Origin of the sequence: Oceanihabitans sp. 2_MG-2023 (genome assembly GCF_030547245.1) — a bacterium.
In the GTDB taxonomy this organism is placed as follows: domain Bacteria; phylum Bacteroidota; class Bacteroidia; order Flavobacteriales; family Flavobacteriaceae; genus Oceanihabitans.
Window position 1 is genome coordinate 55,189 of record NZ_JAUOQT010000003.1, and the last position, 20,232, is coordinate 75,420.

The 20,232-nt window shown below is 29.7% G+C and carries 20 protein-coding genes; 8 read left to right on the forward strand and 12 right to left on the reverse strand.

Features of this window, described 5'->3' with window-relative positions; genetic code table 11:
- Window positions 1–127: 127 nt before the first annotated feature.
- The 8 genes from Q4512_RS06875 to Q4512_RS06910 all read right to left on the reverse strand — a co-directional run bounded on the left by Q4512_RS06875 (window position 128) and on the right by Q4512_RS06910 (window position 8,348).
- Window positions 128–856, reverse strand: coding sequence for a LytTR family DNA-binding domain-containing protein (locus Q4512_RS06875; RefSeq protein ID WP_303423308.1), 729 nt, complete (start codon window positions 854–856; stop codon window positions 128–130).
- Window positions 857–859: 3 nt separating this feature from the next.
- Entirely contained in the window at window positions 860–1,894 is a 1,035-nt protein-coding gene (locus Q4512_RS06880) for a sensor histidine kinase (RefSeq protein ID WP_303423310.1), read from the reverse strand.
- Window positions 1,895–1,910: 16 nt separating this feature from the next.
- Window positions 1,911–2,309 carry a DoxX family protein gene (locus Q4512_RS06885; protein ID WP_303423312.1) on the reverse strand — a complete coding sequence of 133 codons (399 nt, stop codon included), beginning with the start codon at window positions 2,307–2,309 and terminating at the stop codon, window positions 1,911–1,913.
- Window positions 2,310–2,603: 294 nt separating this feature from the next.
- Complete coding sequence (locus Q4512_RS06890; protein ID WP_303423314.1) at window positions 2,604–3,797, reverse strand: DUF1566 domain-containing protein; 1,194 nt, start codon at window positions 3,795–3,797, stop codon at window positions 2,604–2,606.
- A gap of 24 nt (window positions 3,798–3,821) precedes the next feature.
- The gene (locus Q4512_RS06895; RefSeq protein WP_303423316.1) at window positions 3,822–5,042 is read right to left on the reverse strand and encodes an ABC transporter permease; all 1,221 of its coding nucleotides are present in this window, start codon (window positions 5,040–5,042) and stop codon (window positions 3,822–3,824) included.
- Between the two features lie 2 nt (window positions 5,043–5,044).
- On the reverse strand, window positions 5,045–5,788 hold the full coding sequence (locus Q4512_RS06900; RefSeq protein WP_303423318.1) for an ABC transporter ATP-binding protein: 744 nt from the start codon (window positions 5,786–5,788) through the stop codon (window positions 5,045–5,047).
- A 5-nt stretch (window positions 5,789–5,793) separates the two neighbouring features.
- The gene (locus Q4512_RS06905) at window positions 5,794–7,005 is read right to left on the reverse strand and encodes an efflux RND transporter periplasmic adaptor subunit (RefSeq protein WP_303423320.1); all 1,212 of its coding nucleotides are present in this window, start codon (window positions 7,003–7,005) and stop codon (window positions 5,794–5,796) included.
- A gap of 11 nt (window positions 7,006–7,016) precedes the next feature.
- Entirely contained in the window at window positions 7,017–8,348 is a 1,332-nt protein-coding gene (locus Q4512_RS06910; protein WP_303423322.1) for a TolC family protein, read from the reverse strand.
- 424 nt (window positions 8,349–8,772) lie between these two features.
- On the opposite strand from Q4512_RS06910, the gene Q4512_RS06915 reads away from it, so the two are divergent.
- Entirely contained in the window at window positions 8,773–9,741 is a 969-nt protein-coding gene (locus Q4512_RS06915) for a sugar phosphate isomerase/epimerase (protein ID WP_303423324.1), read from the forward strand.
- A 30-nt stretch (window positions 9,742–9,771) separates the two neighbouring features.
- Here the strand turns inward: Q4512_RS06915 and Q4512_RS06920 are convergent, their stop codons facing one another.
- The gene (locus Q4512_RS06920) at window positions 9,772–11,097 is read right to left on the reverse strand and encodes an ATP-binding protein (RefSeq protein ID WP_303423326.1); all 1,326 of its coding nucleotides are present in this window, start codon (window positions 11,095–11,097) and stop codon (window positions 9,772–9,774) included.
- A 113-nt stretch (window positions 11,098–11,210) separates the two neighbouring features.
- Window positions 11,211–12,023, reverse strand: a complete 813-nt coding sequence (locus tag Q4512_RS06925; protein ID WP_303423328.1) for an RDD family protein — start codon at window positions 12,021–12,023, stop codon at window positions 11,211–11,213.
- 21 nt (window positions 12,024–12,044) lie between these two features.
- Here Q4512_RS06925 and Q4512_RS06930 point away from each other — a divergent pair, with 21 nt between their 5' ends.
- The 7 genes from Q4512_RS06930 to Q4512_RS06960 are packed head-to-tail and all read left to right on the forward strand — an operon-like array spanning window position 12,045 to window position 18,446.
- Window positions 12,045–13,010 (forward strand): stage II sporulation protein M, encoded by a 966-nt coding sequence (locus tag Q4512_RS06930; RefSeq protein ID WP_303423330.1) that lies wholly within the window; start codon window positions 12,045–12,047, stop codon window positions 13,008–13,010.
- 23 nt (window positions 13,011–13,033) lie between these two features.
- Window positions 13,034–13,735, forward strand: a complete 702-nt coding sequence (locus tag Q4512_RS06935; protein WP_303423332.1) for a DUF4129 domain-containing protein — start codon at window positions 13,034–13,036, stop codon at window positions 13,733–13,735.
- Window positions 13,732–14,940 (forward strand): hypothetical protein, encoded by a 1,209-nt coding sequence (locus Q4512_RS06940; protein WP_303423334.1) that lies wholly within the window; start codon window positions 13,732–13,734, stop codon window positions 14,938–14,940. Before Q4512_RS06935 ends, Q4512_RS06940 begins: the two co-directional genes overlap by 4 nt.
- Window positions 14,941–14,944: 4 nt before the next feature.
- Window positions 14,945–15,949 (forward strand): MoxR family ATPase, encoded by a 1,005-nt coding sequence (locus Q4512_RS06945; RefSeq protein WP_303423336.1) that lies wholly within the window; start codon window positions 14,945–14,947, stop codon window positions 15,947–15,949.
- A gap of 4 nt (window positions 15,950–15,953) precedes the next feature.
- Window positions 15,954–17,288 (forward strand): DUF58 domain-containing protein, encoded by a 1,335-nt coding sequence (locus Q4512_RS06950; protein WP_303423338.1) that lies wholly within the window; start codon window positions 15,954–15,956, stop codon window positions 17,286–17,288.
- 42 nt (window positions 17,289–17,330) lie between these two features.
- Window positions 17,331–17,762 (forward strand): redoxin domain-containing protein, encoded by a 432-nt coding sequence (locus Q4512_RS06955; protein ID WP_303423340.1) that lies wholly within the window; start codon window positions 17,331–17,333, stop codon window positions 17,760–17,762.
- 39 nt (window positions 17,763–17,801) lie between these two features.
- On the forward strand, window positions 17,802–18,446 hold the full coding sequence (locus Q4512_RS06960; protein WP_303423342.1) for a thiamine phosphate synthase: 645 nt from the start codon (window positions 17,802–17,804) through the stop codon (window positions 18,444–18,446).
- A 91-nt stretch (window positions 18,447–18,537) separates the two neighbouring features.
- Here the strand turns inward: Q4512_RS06960 and Q4512_RS06965 are convergent, their stop codons facing one another.
- Window positions 18,538–18,729, reverse strand: coding sequence for a cold-shock protein (locus Q4512_RS06965; RefSeq protein ID WP_303423344.1), 192 nt, complete (start codon window positions 18,727–18,729; stop codon window positions 18,538–18,540).
- A 105-nt stretch (window positions 18,730–18,834) separates the two neighbouring features.
- The gene (locus Q4512_RS06970) at window positions 18,835–20,097 is read right to left on the reverse strand and encodes a DUF2130 domain-containing protein (RefSeq protein ID WP_303423345.1); all 1,263 of its coding nucleotides are present in this window, start codon (window positions 20,095–20,097) and stop codon (window positions 18,835–18,837) included.
- Window positions 20,098–20,232: the final 135 nt, after the last annotated feature.

The following is a 20,232-nucleotide window of genomic DNA, read 5'->3' on the forward strand; positions in this document are numbered from 1 at the left end:
CATTTGATTTATTAATTATGATGCAAAAGTATTTTATGTGCATAACATAGAAAAAGACAATCTACAAACACTTGTTATTTCTATACCATTGAAGCGGAATTATAGACGAAACCCAAACAACTAGGTTTTAAAGGGAATTACTATTAATAAATTCTAAAAATTTAGATTTGTATTGTTCTGAAACAGTAATACGTTGTTGATTGATAATAATTTGACTACGTTCAATAACATCTATATTTTTTAAAGCCACAATAAACGAACGATGTACACGCATAAACTGTGTGTCTGGTAGTTCTGCTTCTAACGACTTTAAACTTAGGAGTGTTAAAATAGGTTTCGGATTATCTTTCAACCAAATCTTTATATAATCTTTTAATCCTTCAAAATACAATACATCAGCAAGCTTAATGCGAAGTTGTTTGTATTCCGATTTTACAAAAAGAAATTCTTTTTCTTCAGAGACTATACTTTTTTGTTTTCCTTTTACCAATTCAAACCAAGTATTTGCTTTGTTTGCTGCAGCTAGAAATTCGGCGTAATCAAAAGGTTTTAAAAGGTAATCTAATGCTTCTACTTTAAAACCTTCTAAGGCATATTGATCGAATGCTGTGGTAAAAATAACGCGTGTTTCTTTTGGTAACATTTTTGAAAACTCAATACCTGTTAAATCTGGCATTTGTATATCTAAAAACAGTACATCTACGGGTTCCGTTTTTATGAACTCCATAGCTTCAATAGCACTACTACACTTTTTTTTTAAAACTAAAAAAGGTGTTTTTTTCACATAGCTTTCTACTAAATTAAGTGCCATTGGTTCATCATCTACTACAACACAGGTAATTTTTATATTGCTCATAACTTAATTCGTATCAATTTCTAAATGTCCAATAAAACGATTGTCTTTAACAAAAGTTTTAAAATCGTTTTTATTTGGATAAAGTAATTCTATTCGTTTTTCAATATTTTGAATTCCAATTCCAGATCCGCTTTTATCGTCTGTCTTTTTAGGAAAATTATCATTTTCAATCGTAAATAAAACCGTCTTTTCATCACAAGTCATAGTAATATCTATGGTGCTTTCTTTAGAAGCAGAAACACCATGTTTAAAAGCATTTTCTATTAATGAGATGAATAATAAAGGAGCAATTTTAACTCCAGTTCCTTCTTTTGGAAAATTATAATTTACTACCGTTTTATCTGAAACTCTAAGTTTCATCAAATCGATATATCTTTTCATGAAATCAATTTCTTTTGATAATGGAATAGTCTCTACATTCGTTTCATACAGCATATAACGCATTAATTTACTTAAACTGTGAATTGATGTTTTCGCTTGATCTGGTGAAATATCGACCATCGCATAAATATTATTTAACGAATTAAAAAAGAAATGTGGTTGTAGCTGATAATGTAAATGTTGCAGCTCAGATTTAAGCTTAAAGTTAATTGCTTCCTTTCGTTCTGCTTCTGTTTTCACCCAACGTTTCGTAGTTTTTATGGCAATTGAAAACAGTAATGGCACCATGTAAAATAACATTTGTATGTAAACAAACATTTTAAATGGTGGCCCTTCACCATCCGTTTTATCTGATTTTTTAATAAGTTCTTCAAAAAAAGTGACTTCAATTTGCTCTTTAAAAAATATGAATAAAGCAATAAATACAACATTTATTAAAATGAATTGCGCTGTTTTTTTTACAAATAAAAAATGATCGATAAATAAAAAATAATTGATATAAAAAATGCAAGCATAAAATATTATTGGAATCCAGAAATGAGCAATAATTCTATTAATTTCCTGCTCTTGTCCGTAAGACAAAAGATAAGGTAAACTAAATAACACAAGCCAAACTAGAATGTGTGAAAGGATATTGATTTTTTTATTTTTATGCATTTTATAATATTAATTGTTAATCCCACTTATTAGTAGTAGATACTGCATAGCTTCCAGAACCTGTAAAATAGAATACTAAACTACCAAAGGCATACAGCAAAAGTAACTCAATTTCTAGACCTCCTGTTTTTGAAATGGCAAATATATGATCTGAATGAACTAAAACAAGTGCGGCAATCATTCCAAAGAAAAAAACCAACGATGCAATTCGTGTTCTAAATCCAATAATAATTAGTATTGGTGCAACCAATTCAGTAATATATACGCCGTAAGCCATAAAGGTTGGAAAACCAGCTTCAGTAAGCATATTTTCAATACCCGCTAAACTTTTCAATTTAGCAATGCCATGAAATAGCATTAATCCAGCAATTATTATTCTTAACAATAATAACCCGAAGTTTATATCTTTTTTCATTTTTTATATTTTTTTCAATGTCTTTCAAAGATAAATTTTATCAATATACATTTTTAATGTAATAGATGGTTTGGGGTATTTAATATACCAAAACCTTTATTTTATAGATGAGATTTTAACGTAGATAATAAAAAAATGTCTTAATTGATTTTAAGACATTTTTTTATTCCTAGTTTTCCCATCCCTTCAATACTAGCTGGGAATTCTCTATAAAAATCCGCCATTTATGGGCTAACTGTTAGCAATAAGATGCTTAAAAAAGCTAATTCAAATAAATATTTTTTCTTAGAGAATTTAATTAATTTCTCTAACCAAGCGTATGTGATTTTTAATTCTAAGAGAATCTGCAGCATTTACAGACTCCATTAAATAGTCTTCTATATTTCCAGCTTTAGGATCTGAACGTTGTGCTCCTGCTCCATGCCAATCATAGTATTCAGTCGCACTACTATTATCTTTACTATATGCTTTCCCAAATGCTACATAACACGCTGTGTATTTAAAATCGCCTTGTGTTGTGCTTGACCAGAACCAACTATCATCAGTACATTCAAAAAAGTTTTCATCTATTGCAGGAAAAGTTTCTTTGTCGTAATCCACAATACTCTGTAATTCTTTGGTATTAGGTAACCTCCAGTCTATATAACCTGCTATTTTACTGTTTTTAGCTACTTGTAATGCTTCAGCCCAATTGTAAGTATTGCCATCGTCTGCTTTTTGCCACATTAATCCGGTTGCTTTATCGGTAACTGTTCCGTTTTTATTATCCACAAAATCATTTACACCATACACATTTTCTGTTCCTCTAACTGCTCTTACATAGTTTCCTGGATCATGAACACCTTCGCTACCATCAAAATACAAACCCGTTTCATAAGCTTTAATATGTCCATCAGCAAAATTAAATCCGAAGGCACCTTCCATTTTTATGTTCTGTAATGGTCCTTTTACATATTTTGTACTCGACCAATATTGTCCGGCATACGGCATGCGTTTATCGTATTCAAAATCGAAATAATCTGTGTTTAAGTAAGGCTGTGATTTTTCTAAATCTTGGGGGTATAATTCGCCATTAGAATTAAGAAGTGAATACAATTCTTTAATGGTAGGCATTCTCCAATCTGTATAACCACCAATTTCAAGACTATCCACATAATTGAAAGCATCGTAAAAATTATGATGTTTAAAATCTGGTGTTTTTTGCCACATTAAACCTGTGTTATTGTCGGTTATAGTACCATTTCCATTATCAGTATATGAAGATTGCATACCTGTAAACTGTGCATCTTGACCGTAAAATTTATTGTCTATACTAGGTTTATCTATTTGATTTCCTTCGTTATCATAAAATTTATCTTGTCCTGTATCTGTCAATACAAAATGAATGTCATTATCGGTGTATTTTACCGTTTTATTTTCTTCAGTTTTACAACTTAAAAAAAGCAGAATAGAACAAAGCATACTTGTTGCATTTGGATATGATTTCATAGGAAGTATGATTTTAAGAATTAATTATTCGTAACGTAATGCGGTAATAGGATCTAAAGCCGAAGCTTTTCTCGCAGGATACCATCCGAAGAAAATACCTGTTACAGCACAAACAGCAAATGAAATGACAATAGAATATAAAGCAACACTTGTAGGCCAATTTAAGAATTTTTCTATAAACACTGTGGCTCCAAGCCCTAATAAAACACCTAAAACACCACCTGTAATACTTATTAAAATAGCCTCGATAAGAAATTGCATTAATATATCGGAGCCCTTTCCTCCTACAGCCATTCGTAAACCTATTTCTTTGGTACGTTCTTTTACCGAAACATACATAATATTCATAATTCCTATTCCACCAATTAACAAGGAAATACTTGCTACTGCGACCAAAAGAATAGTTAACATTTCACTGGTAGAACTGAAGGTCGATATTAATTCTTCCATAGAACGAACAGTAAAGTCATCGTCTTCATAATCCAGAAGCTTATGTTCTGTTCGTAAAATATCTGTTACTTGCGTTACAGCCTCAGGAGCATCGTCTTCACTAATTGCTGATGCCATAATTTGATTTAAGTAATCTATAGCCAGAATACGTTTTTGTACCGTAGTGTATGGTGCAATAACCACATCATCTTGATCTTGACCAAAAGTGTTTTCGCCTTTTTCTTCTAAAACTCCAATAACTTTAAATGGAATATTATTAAAACGAATCATTTGCCCAACAGGCTCTTGCCCATCAGGAAATACATTATCGACAACAGTTTGCCCAATTACAGCAACTTTTGAAGCAGATTGTACTTCTGCATCTGTAAACATACTTCCACTTTGTAAATCCACCACTTTTATATTAAGATATTCCGGATTTACTCCATAAATAGTACTTGGCCAGTTGTTAGAACCGTTAATAACCTGTCCGCTTCCATTTACAACCGGTGTCATATAACTTAACAAAGTTGCTTGTTCTTTAATAGTTTCGAAATTTTTAAGCGTTAAAGTTTGTACCTCTCCACCACTTCCTCTAGCAGGACCTCTATCGTCTGCTCCTGGTCTAATAGTAATCATATTAGAACCCATTGCCGAGATGGTAGTACGAATACTTTCTTTAGAGCCTTCACCAATAGCTAACATAGCTATTACAGAAGCTACACCAATGATGATACCTAACATGGTAAGCAATGTTCTTGTTTTATTAAGAATGATTGCTTTTGTTGCGATTTTAAATAAATTGAATAGTCTCATAATTAATCCTCTTGTTTAGGTAATTTTGCTAATTCTGCGGATGCAGATTGCACATTATGATTTTGATAATCTTGTATGATTTCGCCATCTTTTAAAACCACTGTTCTACTACTAAAAGTTGCTATATCAGGTTCGTGCGTTACAAATGTGATTGTAATACCTTGTTTGTTTAATTCTTGAAACAGGGACATAATTTCGTAAGAAGTTCGTGTATCTAAATTTCCTGTAGCTTCATCTGCAAGAATCATTACTGGATTATTAACTAGCGATCTTGCAATAGCGACACGCTGTTGTTGTCCTCCCGAAAGCTGCGAAGGTGTATGCTGTAGTCTTTCCCCTAAACCAACCATTTCTAAAGCTTTTATAGCGCGTTCTCTTCGTTCTTCTGTAGATACCTTACTGTTATATAATAATGGTAACTCTACATTTTCAATCGCAGATGTTCTAGCTAATAAATTATACGATTGAAATATGAATCCTATTTTTTCGTTTCTGATAGTTGCTAATTGATTTCTACTTAAATCTTTTACACTAACACCATCAATTTCATACACTCCAGATGTAGGCTGATCTAAACATCCCAAAATATTAAGCATGGTACTTTTACCAGATCCACTAGATCCCATGATGGTAACAAACTCCCCTTCTTTTATAGTGACCGAAATACCTCGTAATGCATGAACTGTTTCGGTTCCCATGGTAAACTCCCGTTTTAAATCTTCTATTTTTATGATTTCTTTACTCATGGTTTTTATTTTTTCTTGTTTCCTCCTGGACGTTGTGGCATAAAAGGGCTTTCGTTTGTTCCGGATGGTGGACCTACTACTTCCGATTTGGATACACTTTTTAGGCTATATACTAATTCATCTCCTTTAGAAATCCCACTTAAAACCTGTACGTTTACACCATCACTTGCTCCTAATGTTATTGTTTTTGGAGTAATACTTCGGTCGTTACCTAATACCCAAAGTGTCTTTTCATTTTCAGAAGTACTTATTGAAGTATTTGGTAAGTTATGATCTAAATTATAGCTTGCTAATATTGCAGCTTCTGGTTTAAAATTTATCGCTTTTGCTTCTGCTGTTAATACATCGTTTAATTCTAAAGTGTAAATCGAAATGGTTGCAGTTAAGCCTGGTTTCAATTTTAGATCTTCATTTTCTGCTTTAATTACCACGGTGTATGTTACTACATTTGAGGTTATTGTAGGGTCTAAACGAACCTGTGTCACTATTCCATTAAAAGTTTCCCCTATATAGGCATCTACTGTAAACTCTACACGTTGTCCTTCAGTTACTTGTCCTATATCTGCTTCATCTACATCTGCTTCTACTTGCATTTCTTTTAAATCTTGCGCAATAGTAAATAAAGTTGGTGTGCTATAACTTGCAGCAACGGTTTGTCCTTCGTCTATATCTCTAGATAAAACAACACCATCAATTGGCGAATAAATATTAGCATATCCTAAATTAGTTCTTGCCGATTGTAAGTCGGAATAACGCTGTGTAACAGTACCTTTTGCTGTTTCGTAATTGTATGCAGCATCATCGAAATCGGATTTACTAATTACCTGACTATCGTATAACGTTTTTTGTCTGTCGTAAATCGTTTTGGTGTAATTTCTTTGACTTACTGCATTATCATAAGCAGCTTGTGCTTGTGTTTTAGATGCATTAAGATTCGTTTTATCCAATTCTGCTATTAGTTGCCCTTCTTTTACGATACTATTATAATCGACATAAACTTTCTCTACAACTCCAGAAACTTGTGTACCAACATCAACTTGATTTATTGGTTCTATAGTACCTGTTGCTGTAACCATTGTAGTTACATTCGCTGTTTTTGCTGTAACCGTTTTAGGCTCTATAATTATAGTATCGTCTCCTTTAAAAAAACTATAGCCTACTATAGCTAATACAACTAGTATCATGCTACTTATTATGATTTTCTTTTGATTTTTCATTGTTTTGTTGATTAAATTTTAATATCGTTTCCTTGGTAAAATTGTAATAATTGGTGGTATAAAATATTTAAGTACTTAGCTTGTAAATAGTTTTGTTGCGCATTGGTAAATGTGTTCTGACTAATCACTAAATCGGTAGTACTTAAAGCACCTAACTCATATTTTTTTTGAGCTAATTCATAACTTTTTTCTGCCGCAAATTTCGAAGCTTCGGAAGCAATTACTTGCTCTTGAGCAGATACTGCATTTTGAAAAGCAGTTTCTACTTTTTTATATACTTCTTTTTCTGTAGATTGCTTTTGAAGTTCGGCTTTTTCTATATTTAGAGTTGCCGTTTTTACAGCTGCTTTTGTTTGATTTCTATTAAAAATTGGAATACTTAAAGACAAGCCTAATTTTTGATTAAAATTAACATCAAACTGATCGGAAAAAGTATTGTCATTAATACTAGTATACCCAGAACCTATACTACCTGTTAAGGATAATGTTGGTAAAAAAGCACCTTTAGCAATATCTAATTCTTTTTCATTTGCTTTCACATTTAGAATGCTGGACTGGATTTCTGGTAAAAAACTAATCGCATTATTATAGACTTTCATTTTGTCTAATTCTAGATTTACTAAGTCCATGTTATCATCAATAGTTTCAATTTGCATGTCTTCTAATGGCGATAACTCTAATAATTGTTTTAACGCAATGATATATTGTTGATACTCATTTTTAGCCGCAATAACATTGTATTTATTTGTAGCAGCTTGGCTTTGCGCTTCCGTATAATCACTTAGTGCAATGGTTCCTGCATCTAAACGTGCTTTTGCTCTTTGTTCTTCTTTTAAAGAAGCGGTTACATTGTTTTCCGCAATAGCGATATTTTCTTTACTGTAAAGCGTTTGTAAATAGACTTCTAAAATATTTAAAACAATGTTGTTTTTTTCAACTTCCTCTTCAAAAATACTTTGCTCTAAAAACAATTTATTTTGTTGGATTTGATTTGTAATTTGATTTCCTTGAAACAAGGTCACCGAACTATTTATTCCAACATTTGTACTATTTATCTGGTCTGTTACATAATTACTTGTAATAGGGTCTATCGTATTTCCGCTTGAAAAATTTTGGGAAGCACTACCAAATAGGTTTGGTAATCTTGAAGATTTTGCCTTTTTATAATCTACTTCTGCTATACTTTTATCTAGAGTTGCATCTTTTATAGTAATGTTATTTTCAATTGCATAATCAATACAATCTTCTAAAGACCATATTTTTGAAGTAATATTTGTAGAAGCTTCCTGAGCAAAAGTGAGCTGCACCAATAATAAGCTTACAAGGATTAGATATAATTTCATTTTTTTGTGTTTTTATTTAACACTGTAAAGGTGAAATTATATAGAGACCTATTAAACTGAAATAGATGTTTGCAGATATTGTCTATACAAAAAGGGGAATTTTATCGATGGCTTTTTTTGGCATAAATACAGAAAGAAGAAAAAGTACTATTTAATAAACCATAAAAGCTTCAGAAACCTCTGAAGCTTTTAAATATTAAGGCGTATACAATGTTTCTTTTTAGTGATTTAAAAAATCAATTACTTTATGTTTCATTCTATACAGTTAGGGTTTTCAATATAAGACTAGAATACAATATGCAAAACAACCATATTATCACAATGCTATACTATTTTAACATTAATATTAGTTTTATACCTTTTAATTAAAGTAATCCTTACATTTATAATCGTAAAAGAAGGAGATTATTAAAAAAGAAAAAATATGACTAAGCATTTAAACAAGTATTCTAGAAGAGAGTTTACAAAACTTTCTTCTATAGCATTAGCAAGTATTCCTTTACTATCTTTTTCAAATAAACTACCTATACTTACTACTAAATCACCAAAACAATTAGAAGTACATTTGTTTTCTAAGCATTTACAGTTTCTAAATTATAAGGATATGTCTGCAGCAGCAGCAGCAATGGGTTTTAATGGTTTAGATTTAACAGTAAGAAGAAAAGGACATGTGCTGCCTGAAAACGTAATTGAAGATTTACCAAAAGCGGTTGAAGCGATGCAAAAACATGGTCTTTCTTCAAAAATGTTTTCTTCAAATGTTTGGAATACCAAAAGCGTATTAAATCAAAACGTTTTACAAACTGCTAGTAAACTGGGGTTTTCTCATTATCGAACCGATTGGTTAAAGTATCCTGAAGAAAAATCAATTATTGAAAGTCAGGAGCTTTATGGTAAACAAGCACAAGATTTAGAAAAACTTAATGAAAAACTAGACCTTATTGGTGGTTACCAGAATCATGCAGGGAACCATGTTGGTGCACCTGTTTGGGATTTACTTCCAATTTTGGAGGTTACTAATGGTAAGTTTATAGGTTGCCAATACGATATTAGACATGCTGTTGTAGAAGGAGGAGAAAGTTGGGAACTTGGTTTAAAACGTATACACCCTTTTATAAACTCTATAGTATTAAAAGATTTTAAATGGGGAAAAGTGGATGGGAAATGGAAACCAATTAATGTACCTATGGGAGAAGGTATGATTGATTTTAATCGATATTTTTCACTACTTAAAAAGTATCAAATTGATGTTCCAGTATCGCTTCATGCAGAATATGATTTAGGTGGAGCCGAAAAAGGAAAAACAAGCTTAACAATAGCTAAGAAAGAAGTTTTAAAACGAATTGAAAAGGATTTAGTTTTTATAAATGAAACTTGGACAAATGCTGAATAACATTTAAATTTTAAAACCATCACGTTTCTTTTATTTTAAAAAAGTAAAATAAAAGGTAGAACCAATCCCCTTTTGGCTTTCTAGCCAAATAGAACCATTATAATAATTAATAATTTTTTTAACAATAGAAAGCCCAATTCCTGAAGAAGAACCGGTACTTTCTAATTTGGTAAATACTTTAAATATTTTATCAAAATAATCCGATTTAATCCCCATGCCGTTGTCTTTTACAAAAAACTCATAGTGTGTATCTTTTTCAATGCATCCAATTTCTACTAATCCGTTTTGCTTATCACAATATTTTATAGCATTTTGAATTAAGTTTTGAAAAACTTGTTTAAACCTCCAGGTATTTCCAAATATGCTTGGTAAATCTTCTTGAATACGAATTTGTATATGCTCTGGTATTAATAAGGTTTGTAATACCTCTTTAATGATTAAATTAAAATTTACGAGTTTATCTTCTGCTTCTATTTTATCTATAGTAGAATAGTCTAAAATTCCTTTAATTAAAAAATCCATTTTTTCTACATTAAATAATACTTGGTGTAAAGGTTTAAAGGCATTTAGATCTATTGCATCCTTATTATCCTCCATAAACCAACTTACTAAAGTGTGAATATTTATTAGAGGAGCTTTTAAATCATGCGAAACCACATGTGCATATTCATTTAGTTCCTCATTTTGAATAGATAAACTTTTTAATAATTCTTCCTTTTTCTTTTCCTGTTCTTTTATACGTTCTTCATATTCCTTCTTTTGAATAACATTAACAAGCATATTGGCATAAACAAAAAGGATTTCTTGTTCGTTTTTAGAATAACTATTTAATTTTTTAACCGAATCAAAACCTATAAAACCAATTAATTCGTTGTTTTTAATTTTTGGTATTGTTATTAAGCTTTTTATACCTTGAGGTTCTAAAATAGCACGTAAACCAAACTCTCCATCTTCTTCTAAAAGGCTAACATCTTCTACATAAAAAGCTTCTCCTTTTTTATGAGCTTCTAACCAATGCGTAATATAATCTAAAGGTATATTTTGTAAGTTATCTATTTCTGGTTCTATGCCTTTAGAACACCACTCATAGGTATTAGCGCAGGTATTACTAACAAAATCATATGAAAAAATATAACTTCTATCTGATGCTACGAATTCACCTATTTGTTTCAATGATTCCTTTATTAATTTATCAATATCCGATAAGTCAGAATTAATATATTTTGTAGAAATGCTAATCAATAAGTCTTGAAAACGTAAATGCCTTTCTATAATACGATCTTTTTCAAGTTGTTTAGCGTCTAAATTATTGTTACTTATTGTTGTATTGGATGAATTTAGGTTTTCTTTTTGCATTCAATTTTCGATATTAGAATAAACGTAGCCTCTTTACTTTTAACGAATATAATGTTTACTTTTTTCATTAGAAAATGAATTGAAAATCAGTTTCTTAAACTTTTCCACAATTTTCACATATTCTGTGTATAATAATTATAATCTTTTAAAACCGTATCAATAAATTCTCTGTCACTAGTATTTGTAGATTTAATTTCGGTTACTTCTAATATTTTATTGCGTAACTTAATTAGGGTTTTATAGTCATTTAATTTAGATGCATTTATAAATGTTTCTTTAATAATTCTGGCATCATTATCCGATAATTTAATCACAGCAGGATATACAGGTTTATAGGTCTCTGCAATTTTTTCTAAGATAGTATCTGAAAACTTTACTTCATCTTTTAAATAAATAACAACAGTATTTGCCATAATATCACCTAAACGTTGACTTTTATTTGTGAATAGTATCATTAAAAAGCCAATAAGTTTTCCAATTATAAAGATAGTAACTAATAAAAACTCATTACTATCTAAGTTTAACGAAGCGATATAAATAAATACCAAAGAGAAAAAATTAAAATCAATAACTCTTAAAAACCATCTAATTAAATAATCTGTAATCGAAGGTTTAAAGCCATCCTCATTAATTACTTTAATTTTAAGTAGCTTCTTCCCTATGGTTTGTCCATTTAATAAAATTTCAGAATATAAAGAGTAAAAAGTAATTGGCAAAAAAAGCAAAACGTCTATAGCTTTTATAGTCCATTGGTCATTATCAAAAGTATTTTCTATTAAACTAAAGTCAAAAAAAGAGATGACAAAATATAGGTATGCAAATTTTATAATGTTATCTATTACAAAGGCTAACAAACGTTGGCCTACATTTGCCATGGTAAAATGGATGTTTACATTTTGTGCAGTTTTTATTTGGAGTCTTTTCATGCAATGTTTAAATTCGCCTTAATGAGAGAAGTCGCTTTTATAAAGCAAAATAAAGAAAAATGGCTTGAATTTGAGCAAATAAGTTTAAATAAAGAAAAAAAAAGCCCAGACGATATAGCAAATCTGCACATTAAAATCATGAATGATTTAGTGTATGCGCAAACCTATTATCCCAAAAGTAAGGTTACTGTATATTTAAATAAATTAGCAAAAACTAGTTTCGATAAGGTATACCATACAAAAAGAAAGGATAAAAATATTTTAGTGAATTTCTTTTTTGATCGAGTTCCTCTTGTTGCATACCAGCACAGAAAATATATTTATATTTCTTTTATCTTTTTCTTTATCTGTTTTTTTATAGGATTGCTTTCTACTTTAAATGATGCTTCTTTTGCTAGACAAATTTTAGGTAATGAATATGTAAACCAAACACTAGAAAATATTGAAAATGGAGATGCCATGGCTATTTATAAAGGTGGTAGTAATTGGGGAACTTTTATTGGCATATACGATAATAACCAACGTGTAGGATTAAACATGTTTCTTTCGGGATTATTTTTTGGAATTGGCACTGGTTTTTACATCGTTTATAATGCCATTATGGTGGCTGTGTTTCAAGCTTTATTTTACCAACATAATAGTTTATTAGATAGCTTAAAAGGGATTTGGATTCATGGAACGTATGAAATTTTCGGAATGATTATAGAAGCTGCTGCTGGTTACATTATTGGAGCAAGCATGCTATTTCCAGGAACTTTTAAAAGATTCGAATCTTTTAAAAAAGGGGTTCGAGAAGCATTTTACATCTTTATTAGCACCATTCCGTTTACCATTATTGCTGCTTTTTTAGAAGGATATATTACTAGATACTCCAATACAATGCCTGTCGTTTTTTGTTTCGCAATTATTCTATTCAGTTTAGTTACTATTAGCTATTATTATCTAATTCTACCTTTTCAAGTAGCAAAAAAACATGGTTTAAGATAATGAAAAAACACGTGCTTTTTTTCATGTTATTAATATCTATTTTTGGATACTCTCAAGAGTATGATGAAGATTATACGCAAGTTAAAAACGATCCTATTGTGCAAAATAAAAGTACAAATTTTGAAGAAAAAAGGGCGTTTAAATCGGATTTAAAAGAAAAATATAACGATAAAGATTTTATTTATATTGATGATTTAAAAAAACCGGAACCTAAAGTAATACCAGAAAATTCTACATCTAATAATTTTGGATTTTTAGCAGCTTTTGGAAGTTTTATGAGCTATATTTTTCCGTTTCTTTTAGGGTTAGTTATTGTGCTAATTGTTTTAAAAACTTTTTTTGGAACAGATATAGCTTTTTGGAATTTTAATAAAAATTCAAATAAAACAGCAGAAAAACTAGTGTATGAAGAAGAAAATATACACGAAGCAGATTTTAGTAAACTTCTGGAAAAGGCGATCTTAAATTCCGATTTCAGACTAGCAACAAGATATTATTATTTATCCTTATTAAAACGCTTAACCGATAATAATGCTATTGATTATCATAAAGATAAAACCAATACAGAATATGTATTCGAAATAGAAAACAAGCAGATTAGAAAACAATTTGCAGATGTATCATACATATATAATTATGTTTGGTATGGCGAATTTCCTATAGATGCACTTACGTTTAAAACCGTAGAAAAAAAATATAAATCCATTTTTAATTCCATGCATTGATTTTCTTTAAAAACATAAAAAAGTATCTCGTACTCCTTATTTTATTCAGCATTCTAAGCTGCAATAAAACCAATTGGTACGAAAATTTTAAAGAGAAAAAGAAAAGTCCTTTTGGTACTTATATTGTTTATAATGAAGCGGAAGAATTGTTTTCAGAAAACAAAATACATTACTTAAAAGAAAACATTTACGACTATCTTTTTCACAATGGAAAAGACAATGATTTTGGCAACTATATTTGTATTAAGTCTAGTGCTTATAAAATAGATGCAGATGGCTTAGATTATTTATTAGGCGCTGTAAAACAAGGTAGTAATGCTTTTTTCTCCCTTCATCATTTTTCTGATCATATTCAAGATTCATTAAAATTTACCATAAACAATCTTGACAAAGACATTTATGCTCCAGAAGCATTAAAGCAATTAAGCGGAAAGTTATTTTTAGAAAATGAAACTTTTAAAGATCAACCATTTTTTTTCGACAGAAATATTAGAAGAAACTACTTTGAAACCTATAATAAAAACAACACTATCGTATTAGGAAGCCTAGAAGTAAATGGCGAAAAAAAACCAAATTTTATTAAAATTTATTATGGTAAAGGAGCAGTATATTTGCATACAAACCCTATAGTTTTCACCAATTACTACATGCTAAATGGCAATGAAAATTATGTAGAAAACCTTTTTTCTTATTTGCCTTCTAAAACCATTTTGTGGGATCCACAAATTAAATCTAGTAAATATGCTAATACGAGAAATGAAAAACAGGATTCTGTTTTTAAATTCTTTTTTAAACATCCAACATTAAAATGGTTTTTAATAGTTTCCTTTTTCGGATTGCTATTATTTATGGTATTTAACGCCAGAAGAAAACAAAGAGCTATCCCAATTATAAAACCATTAGAAAACTCAACTATAGAGTTTGCGCAAACTATTGCTAATTTGTATTTAGAAGAAGAAGATCATAAAAACCTTGTAGATAAAAAAATAAGTTACTTTTTAGAAAAAATTAGAGAGAAATATTTAATTAATACCAGTAACTTAAATAGTGAGTTTATTGAAAAATTAGCTTTAAAATCGAATAACGAAATCAGTAGTACTAAATATTTAATAAACACCATTATTGCTTTAAATAGTAAATCGGAATGCACAGAAGTAGACCTGATTGTATTAAACAAAATGATAGAAAATTTCTTTAAAAAATAACCTTATGGAAGAACAGAATCACTTAGAAGCTTCAGATAATTTAGAATTTAAAAACAGAATAGATGTATCCGAATTACAGGAAGCTGTTTTTAAAATAAAGAAACAATTAAAGAAAGTAATTGTTGGTCAAAAAGATATGATGGACCTTCTAATGGTATCCCTTTTAGCAAACGGACATGTATTAATAGAAGGTGTACCTGGAGTTGCAAAAACAATTACAGCTAAATTACTTTCTAAAACAATAGATGTAGATTTTAGTCGCATTCAATTTACACCAGATTTAATGCCTTCCGATATTTTAGGAACCTCTGTTTTTAATGCAAAAACTTCCGATTTCGAATTTAAAAAAGGCCCAATTTTTTCCAGTATGATTTTAATAGATGAAATTAATAGAGCGCCAGCAAAAACGCAAGCAGCACTCTTTGAAGTTATGGAAGAAAAACAAGTTACTATAGATGGGCAAACCTATAAAATGAAAGAACCTTTTATTGTTTTGGCGACACAAAACCCAATAGAACAAGAAGGAACCTATAGATTACCTGAAGCACAATTAGATAGGTTTTTATTTAAAATTAATGTAGAATACCCAAATGCTGAAGAAGAACTAGAAATTATAACCAGAGAGCAGGCTTTAGAGAACATCAAAAAAACTGAAAAAATAGAAACTATAATTTCTGGTGAAAAAATCGAGAAATATAGAGCCATTGTTAATCAAATAAATCTGGAAGAAAATTTATTAAAATACATTGCCAATATTGTGGTGAATACGAGATCAAATTCCTTTTTGTATTTAGGTGCTTCACCAAGAGCAAGTATAGCAATTTTAAAAGCTTCGAAAGCATTTGCAGCTATTGATGGTAGAGATTTTGTTACACCAGAAGATATAAAAAGAGCTTCTATTCCTGTATTACAACACCGCGTAATAGTAACTCCAGAAAGAGAAATGGAAGGAGTAACCAGCAAACAAATTATTGAGCAAATTATTGAAGCTGTAGAAATTCCTAGATAAATACATGAAAAAATTATACAGCACATTATTTTTAAACAATAGATTATTCTACATTTTAGCAGGTATTTGTTTCTTATTTGTAGTTGGTTTTTTTGTGCCTGTTTTTTTCTATATCTCTAAAATATTACTAGGTATTTTATCCCTTTTAGTATTTGTAGATGTTTATGCCCTTTTTGTTATTGAAAAAGGTGTGGAAGTCTCACGTTTTTTACCCGAAAGATTATCGAATGGAGACAACAATAAAATTACACTTCAAATAAAAAACAACTATTCGTTTTTAAGTAATTTATCGGTTATTGAAGAACTTCCTTTTCAATTTCAAAAACGAGATTTTATTTTTAATATCAAGTTAGCTTCAAAAAAAGAAAAAACAATTCATTACGATGTAAAACCTACACAAAGAGGTGTTTATCATTTTGGAAATGTAAATATTTATGCTTCTACTCCACTTCAGTTAGCGACAAAAAAATATATTTTAGGAGATACAAAAGAACTAAAATGTTATCCTTCGTTTTTAAAGTTAAGAGATTTTAATTTTAAAGCATTTACTGATGCAACTATTTCTTACGGATCTAAAAAAGTAAGAAGAATTGGACATTCATTAGAGTTTGAACAAATTAAAGAATATGTTTCTGGAGACGACATACGAACGCTAAATTGGAAAGCTACTGCAAAGAGAAATCAATTAATGATTAATCAATATGTAGAAGAAAAATCGCAACCAGTTTATTCTATAATTGATAAAGGGCGTGCTATGCAATTGCACTTTAATAATATTAGTTTATTAGATTATGCCGTAAATGCAACCTTAGCCATTAGTAATGTTATTTTAAGAAAACAAGATAAGGCAGGCATGTTATCGTTTTCAAGAAAACTAGAAGATATTATTGTTGCAGAACAAAGAAACTCGCAAATGCAGTTAATTTCGGAAGCCTTATATAATATAAAAACAGATTTTTCGGAATCGGATTTTAGTAGTTTATATGCTGCAGTAAAAAGAAAAATAACCAACAGAAGTTTACTTATTTTATATACCAATTTTGAAACTATGGATGGATTAAATAGACAACTCTCCTATTTACGTGCATTGGCAAAAAACCATTTACTATTGGTTGTATTTTTTAAAAACACCGAATTAAATACTGTAGTACATTCGAAGTCTGAAAACATACAGGATGTTTACGATACTATTATTGCAGAGAAGTTTATGCATGAAAAAAAGAGAATTGTAAAAGCATTAAAAAAATATGGTATTCCATCTGTATTAACAGAACCTGAAAATTTAACAGGAGATACCATTAATAAATATCTGGAATTAAAATCTAGAGGGCTTTTTTAAAAACTGGAACAAAACTTTTAAACTAACTTATATAAATATAAAATGAATACAATCATAAAATCCATTCCTGTTTTAGATTTAGATGGTGTTGCTACAGACTTAATGGTATTGTATAAAAACAAAGTACAATTACTTCTTATTTACAATAATGATTGTTTAGGTTGCACAGGACGAGCAATACCTTTAGCTTATAAATTGCAACAACAATACCCAAACATTCAAGTTGCAGGTATTCATGCCGATTTTATGCATAGAGAAGGAACAAAAGAAAATATTAAAAGTATTTTTACTAGTGGTGAAAATCCATTTCCTATTTATATGGATAAATCGCATAAAGTTTACGACCAATTTCAGGCAGAAGGAACGCCACAATGGTTAATAATTTCAAAAAACGGAGAACTTTTTCGGTCTGTTTTTGGCTCGCAAGATAATGCACAAAATCGAATTTTTTATGCCTTAGAAAGCCTTGTGTGAAAACGCAAAAGAATACTTAATTACACAGAAAAATAAAATATGATTATACCAAAGTTACACTATATATCACAAGGAGAATCACCAAAAGAGCTTTTAGAGAACATACAAAAAGCATGCACTTCGGGAGCAGAATTGGTACAATTACGTATAGAAAATGCTTCCGAAAAAAAAGTATTAAAAATAGCTAAAGAAGCTATAAAAATCACTTCTCATTTTCAAACTAGATTAATAATATTCGAATATTTTAAAGTAGCTAAAGAAATTAAAGCTGATGGAATTCATATAGAAAAAATCGACTCCTTCACTTCTATTGCTCGTAAACAATTATATCCTTGGCAAATTATTGGAGCAACAGCAAATACATTACAAGATTGTGAAAAATTAATTGCTAAAGAAGTAGATTATATTACTTTAAGTCCTTTTAAAGCAGTAGAAATGCAAAGTAAACATAGTTCTGCTTTAGGTTTAAATGGTTTTTTAGCAATTACGGAAGCTTTAAAAACCGAAACTCCGATCCTTGGTTTTGGAGAAATAACGACTAATGATGTTGCAGATATATTAAAAACAGGGATATCTGGTATTGCTGTTTCTAATGCTATTACGCAAAATTTTGATTCGATTAAAACTTTTCATCAACTATTAAATGCCTCTGCAACACAAGAACAGCGTCACACTTTTAAATAAGCATTTTAGATTGTGCCATTTATTTTGATTTTAAAACATGAAAAAGCCTATCCAAATTTGGATAGGCTTTTATAAAACTTAAGTATATGTCTTAGATAACTTTTACGTTAACTGCATTTAATCCTTTGTTTCCTTCTTTTAAGTCAAACTCTACTACATCACCTTCTCTAATCTCATCGATTAATCCAGAAATGTGTACGAAGTGATCTTTATCAACTCCTTCTTCGGTGATGAATCCAAAACCTTTAGTGTCGTTGAAAAATTTTACTGTTCCTTTATTCATTGTAATTTAATTTATTATTATTTAATACTTTGCAAAGATGGTGCCATTAATTGTAAGTTGCAAGATATTAATTGACTAATTTTCAATTTATTATAAATTAGGCATTTACAAATTTAATTCTTCATCACCTTCTGGTAATTCTAATGCTTTAACCGATTGAATAGCATTTCCAGCAATTCCTTTTATAGAACCATACATATCGATGGTATTGGTCACCACTTTTTCAATTTGCTTTTCTCTTTGTTTCCATATTCTTTGCATGGAACGTTTTTCACTATCTAGATCCGATTTCATTTGGGTAAACCCTTCTACAATAGCTTCAATTTGCATTCGAAAAGTAGTACTCGTAAGATAATCATAAAGTAAATCCATTTTATCTCCTTTGTTTTCTTGGGTAATAATAGCGTTATTTACTTGCAAAATCCCTTCTCTTAAAACAGTACAGAGGCCTTTAAATTCTTCATAATTACAAATCCAAATACCATCTTTCAATCCCATTCTATCCATATCGGAAGGCATCACTTCTGTTACCAACACACCAATATTTGCTCCTCGATCTCTTATATCTGCTTTAAACTTTTCAATCCAACTAGGCTGAAAATCCTTTGTTCGTTTACTTTCATAATAAATAGACCCACAATTTTGCTCTGTTCTAGTATGCACTATTTGAATACAATCTCCTCCTCTAGCCCCTTTTTTAATTTCTTCAATAGTATCTAATGGAAATTTTGAAGCTAGCCATTCTTCTATTGCTAATTCTTGAACTTCTCCTTGCAATTGCATAGATCCTTGTTCTTGCTTACGTTTCATTTCTTCGGTAAGCTTTTTTTGGTCTTCTAATTGTTTTTGCATTTCTTTAAAACGCAATTCGTTTTTGTCTTCTTCCGATTTTTTTATCTTTTCTTTTTCTGCTATTAAAATTTCATTTAATTTTTTTTGTGCTTCCGCTTCTGCTGCTTCCTTTAATTCTCCTTTTTCTCTTTTGAGTTTTTCTATTTCTGCTTTAGATCGATTTAACTCTTTAACTTGTTCCGACTTTTCATTTAGTTCTTTTTGTAAAGCATCAAATTGGTCAGACTGCTCTTCTTTTAATTTTCGTTTAAGATTTGCTTCTATTTCTTTTTTGTCTTGTTTTAATTGATTTTCTAAACGCTCTTGAAAAAGTTCGTTTTCTTTCTTTTTCTTTTGCTCAAAATCAAACTTTTCTTGTTTTAATTTTTCTTGCTGAGTGGCATATTTCTTTTTTTCCTCTGCAATTTGTGACTGATATTTTTGTTTTATCTCTTCTTCTAATTGATGAGATAAAATATCTTGAACATCTATAGATGTACCACAATTAGGGCATTTTATTTGAGTTTCGTTTTTCATATGTTTTATTCTAAAGGCTTCAAATTACTTAAAATAGTTTATGTATTACTATAACAAAAATTAATGTTATGTCTTTTTTTACAATCATTTTTTATGATTCAATACTATATATCTACTATTCAAACAGTTAATTAG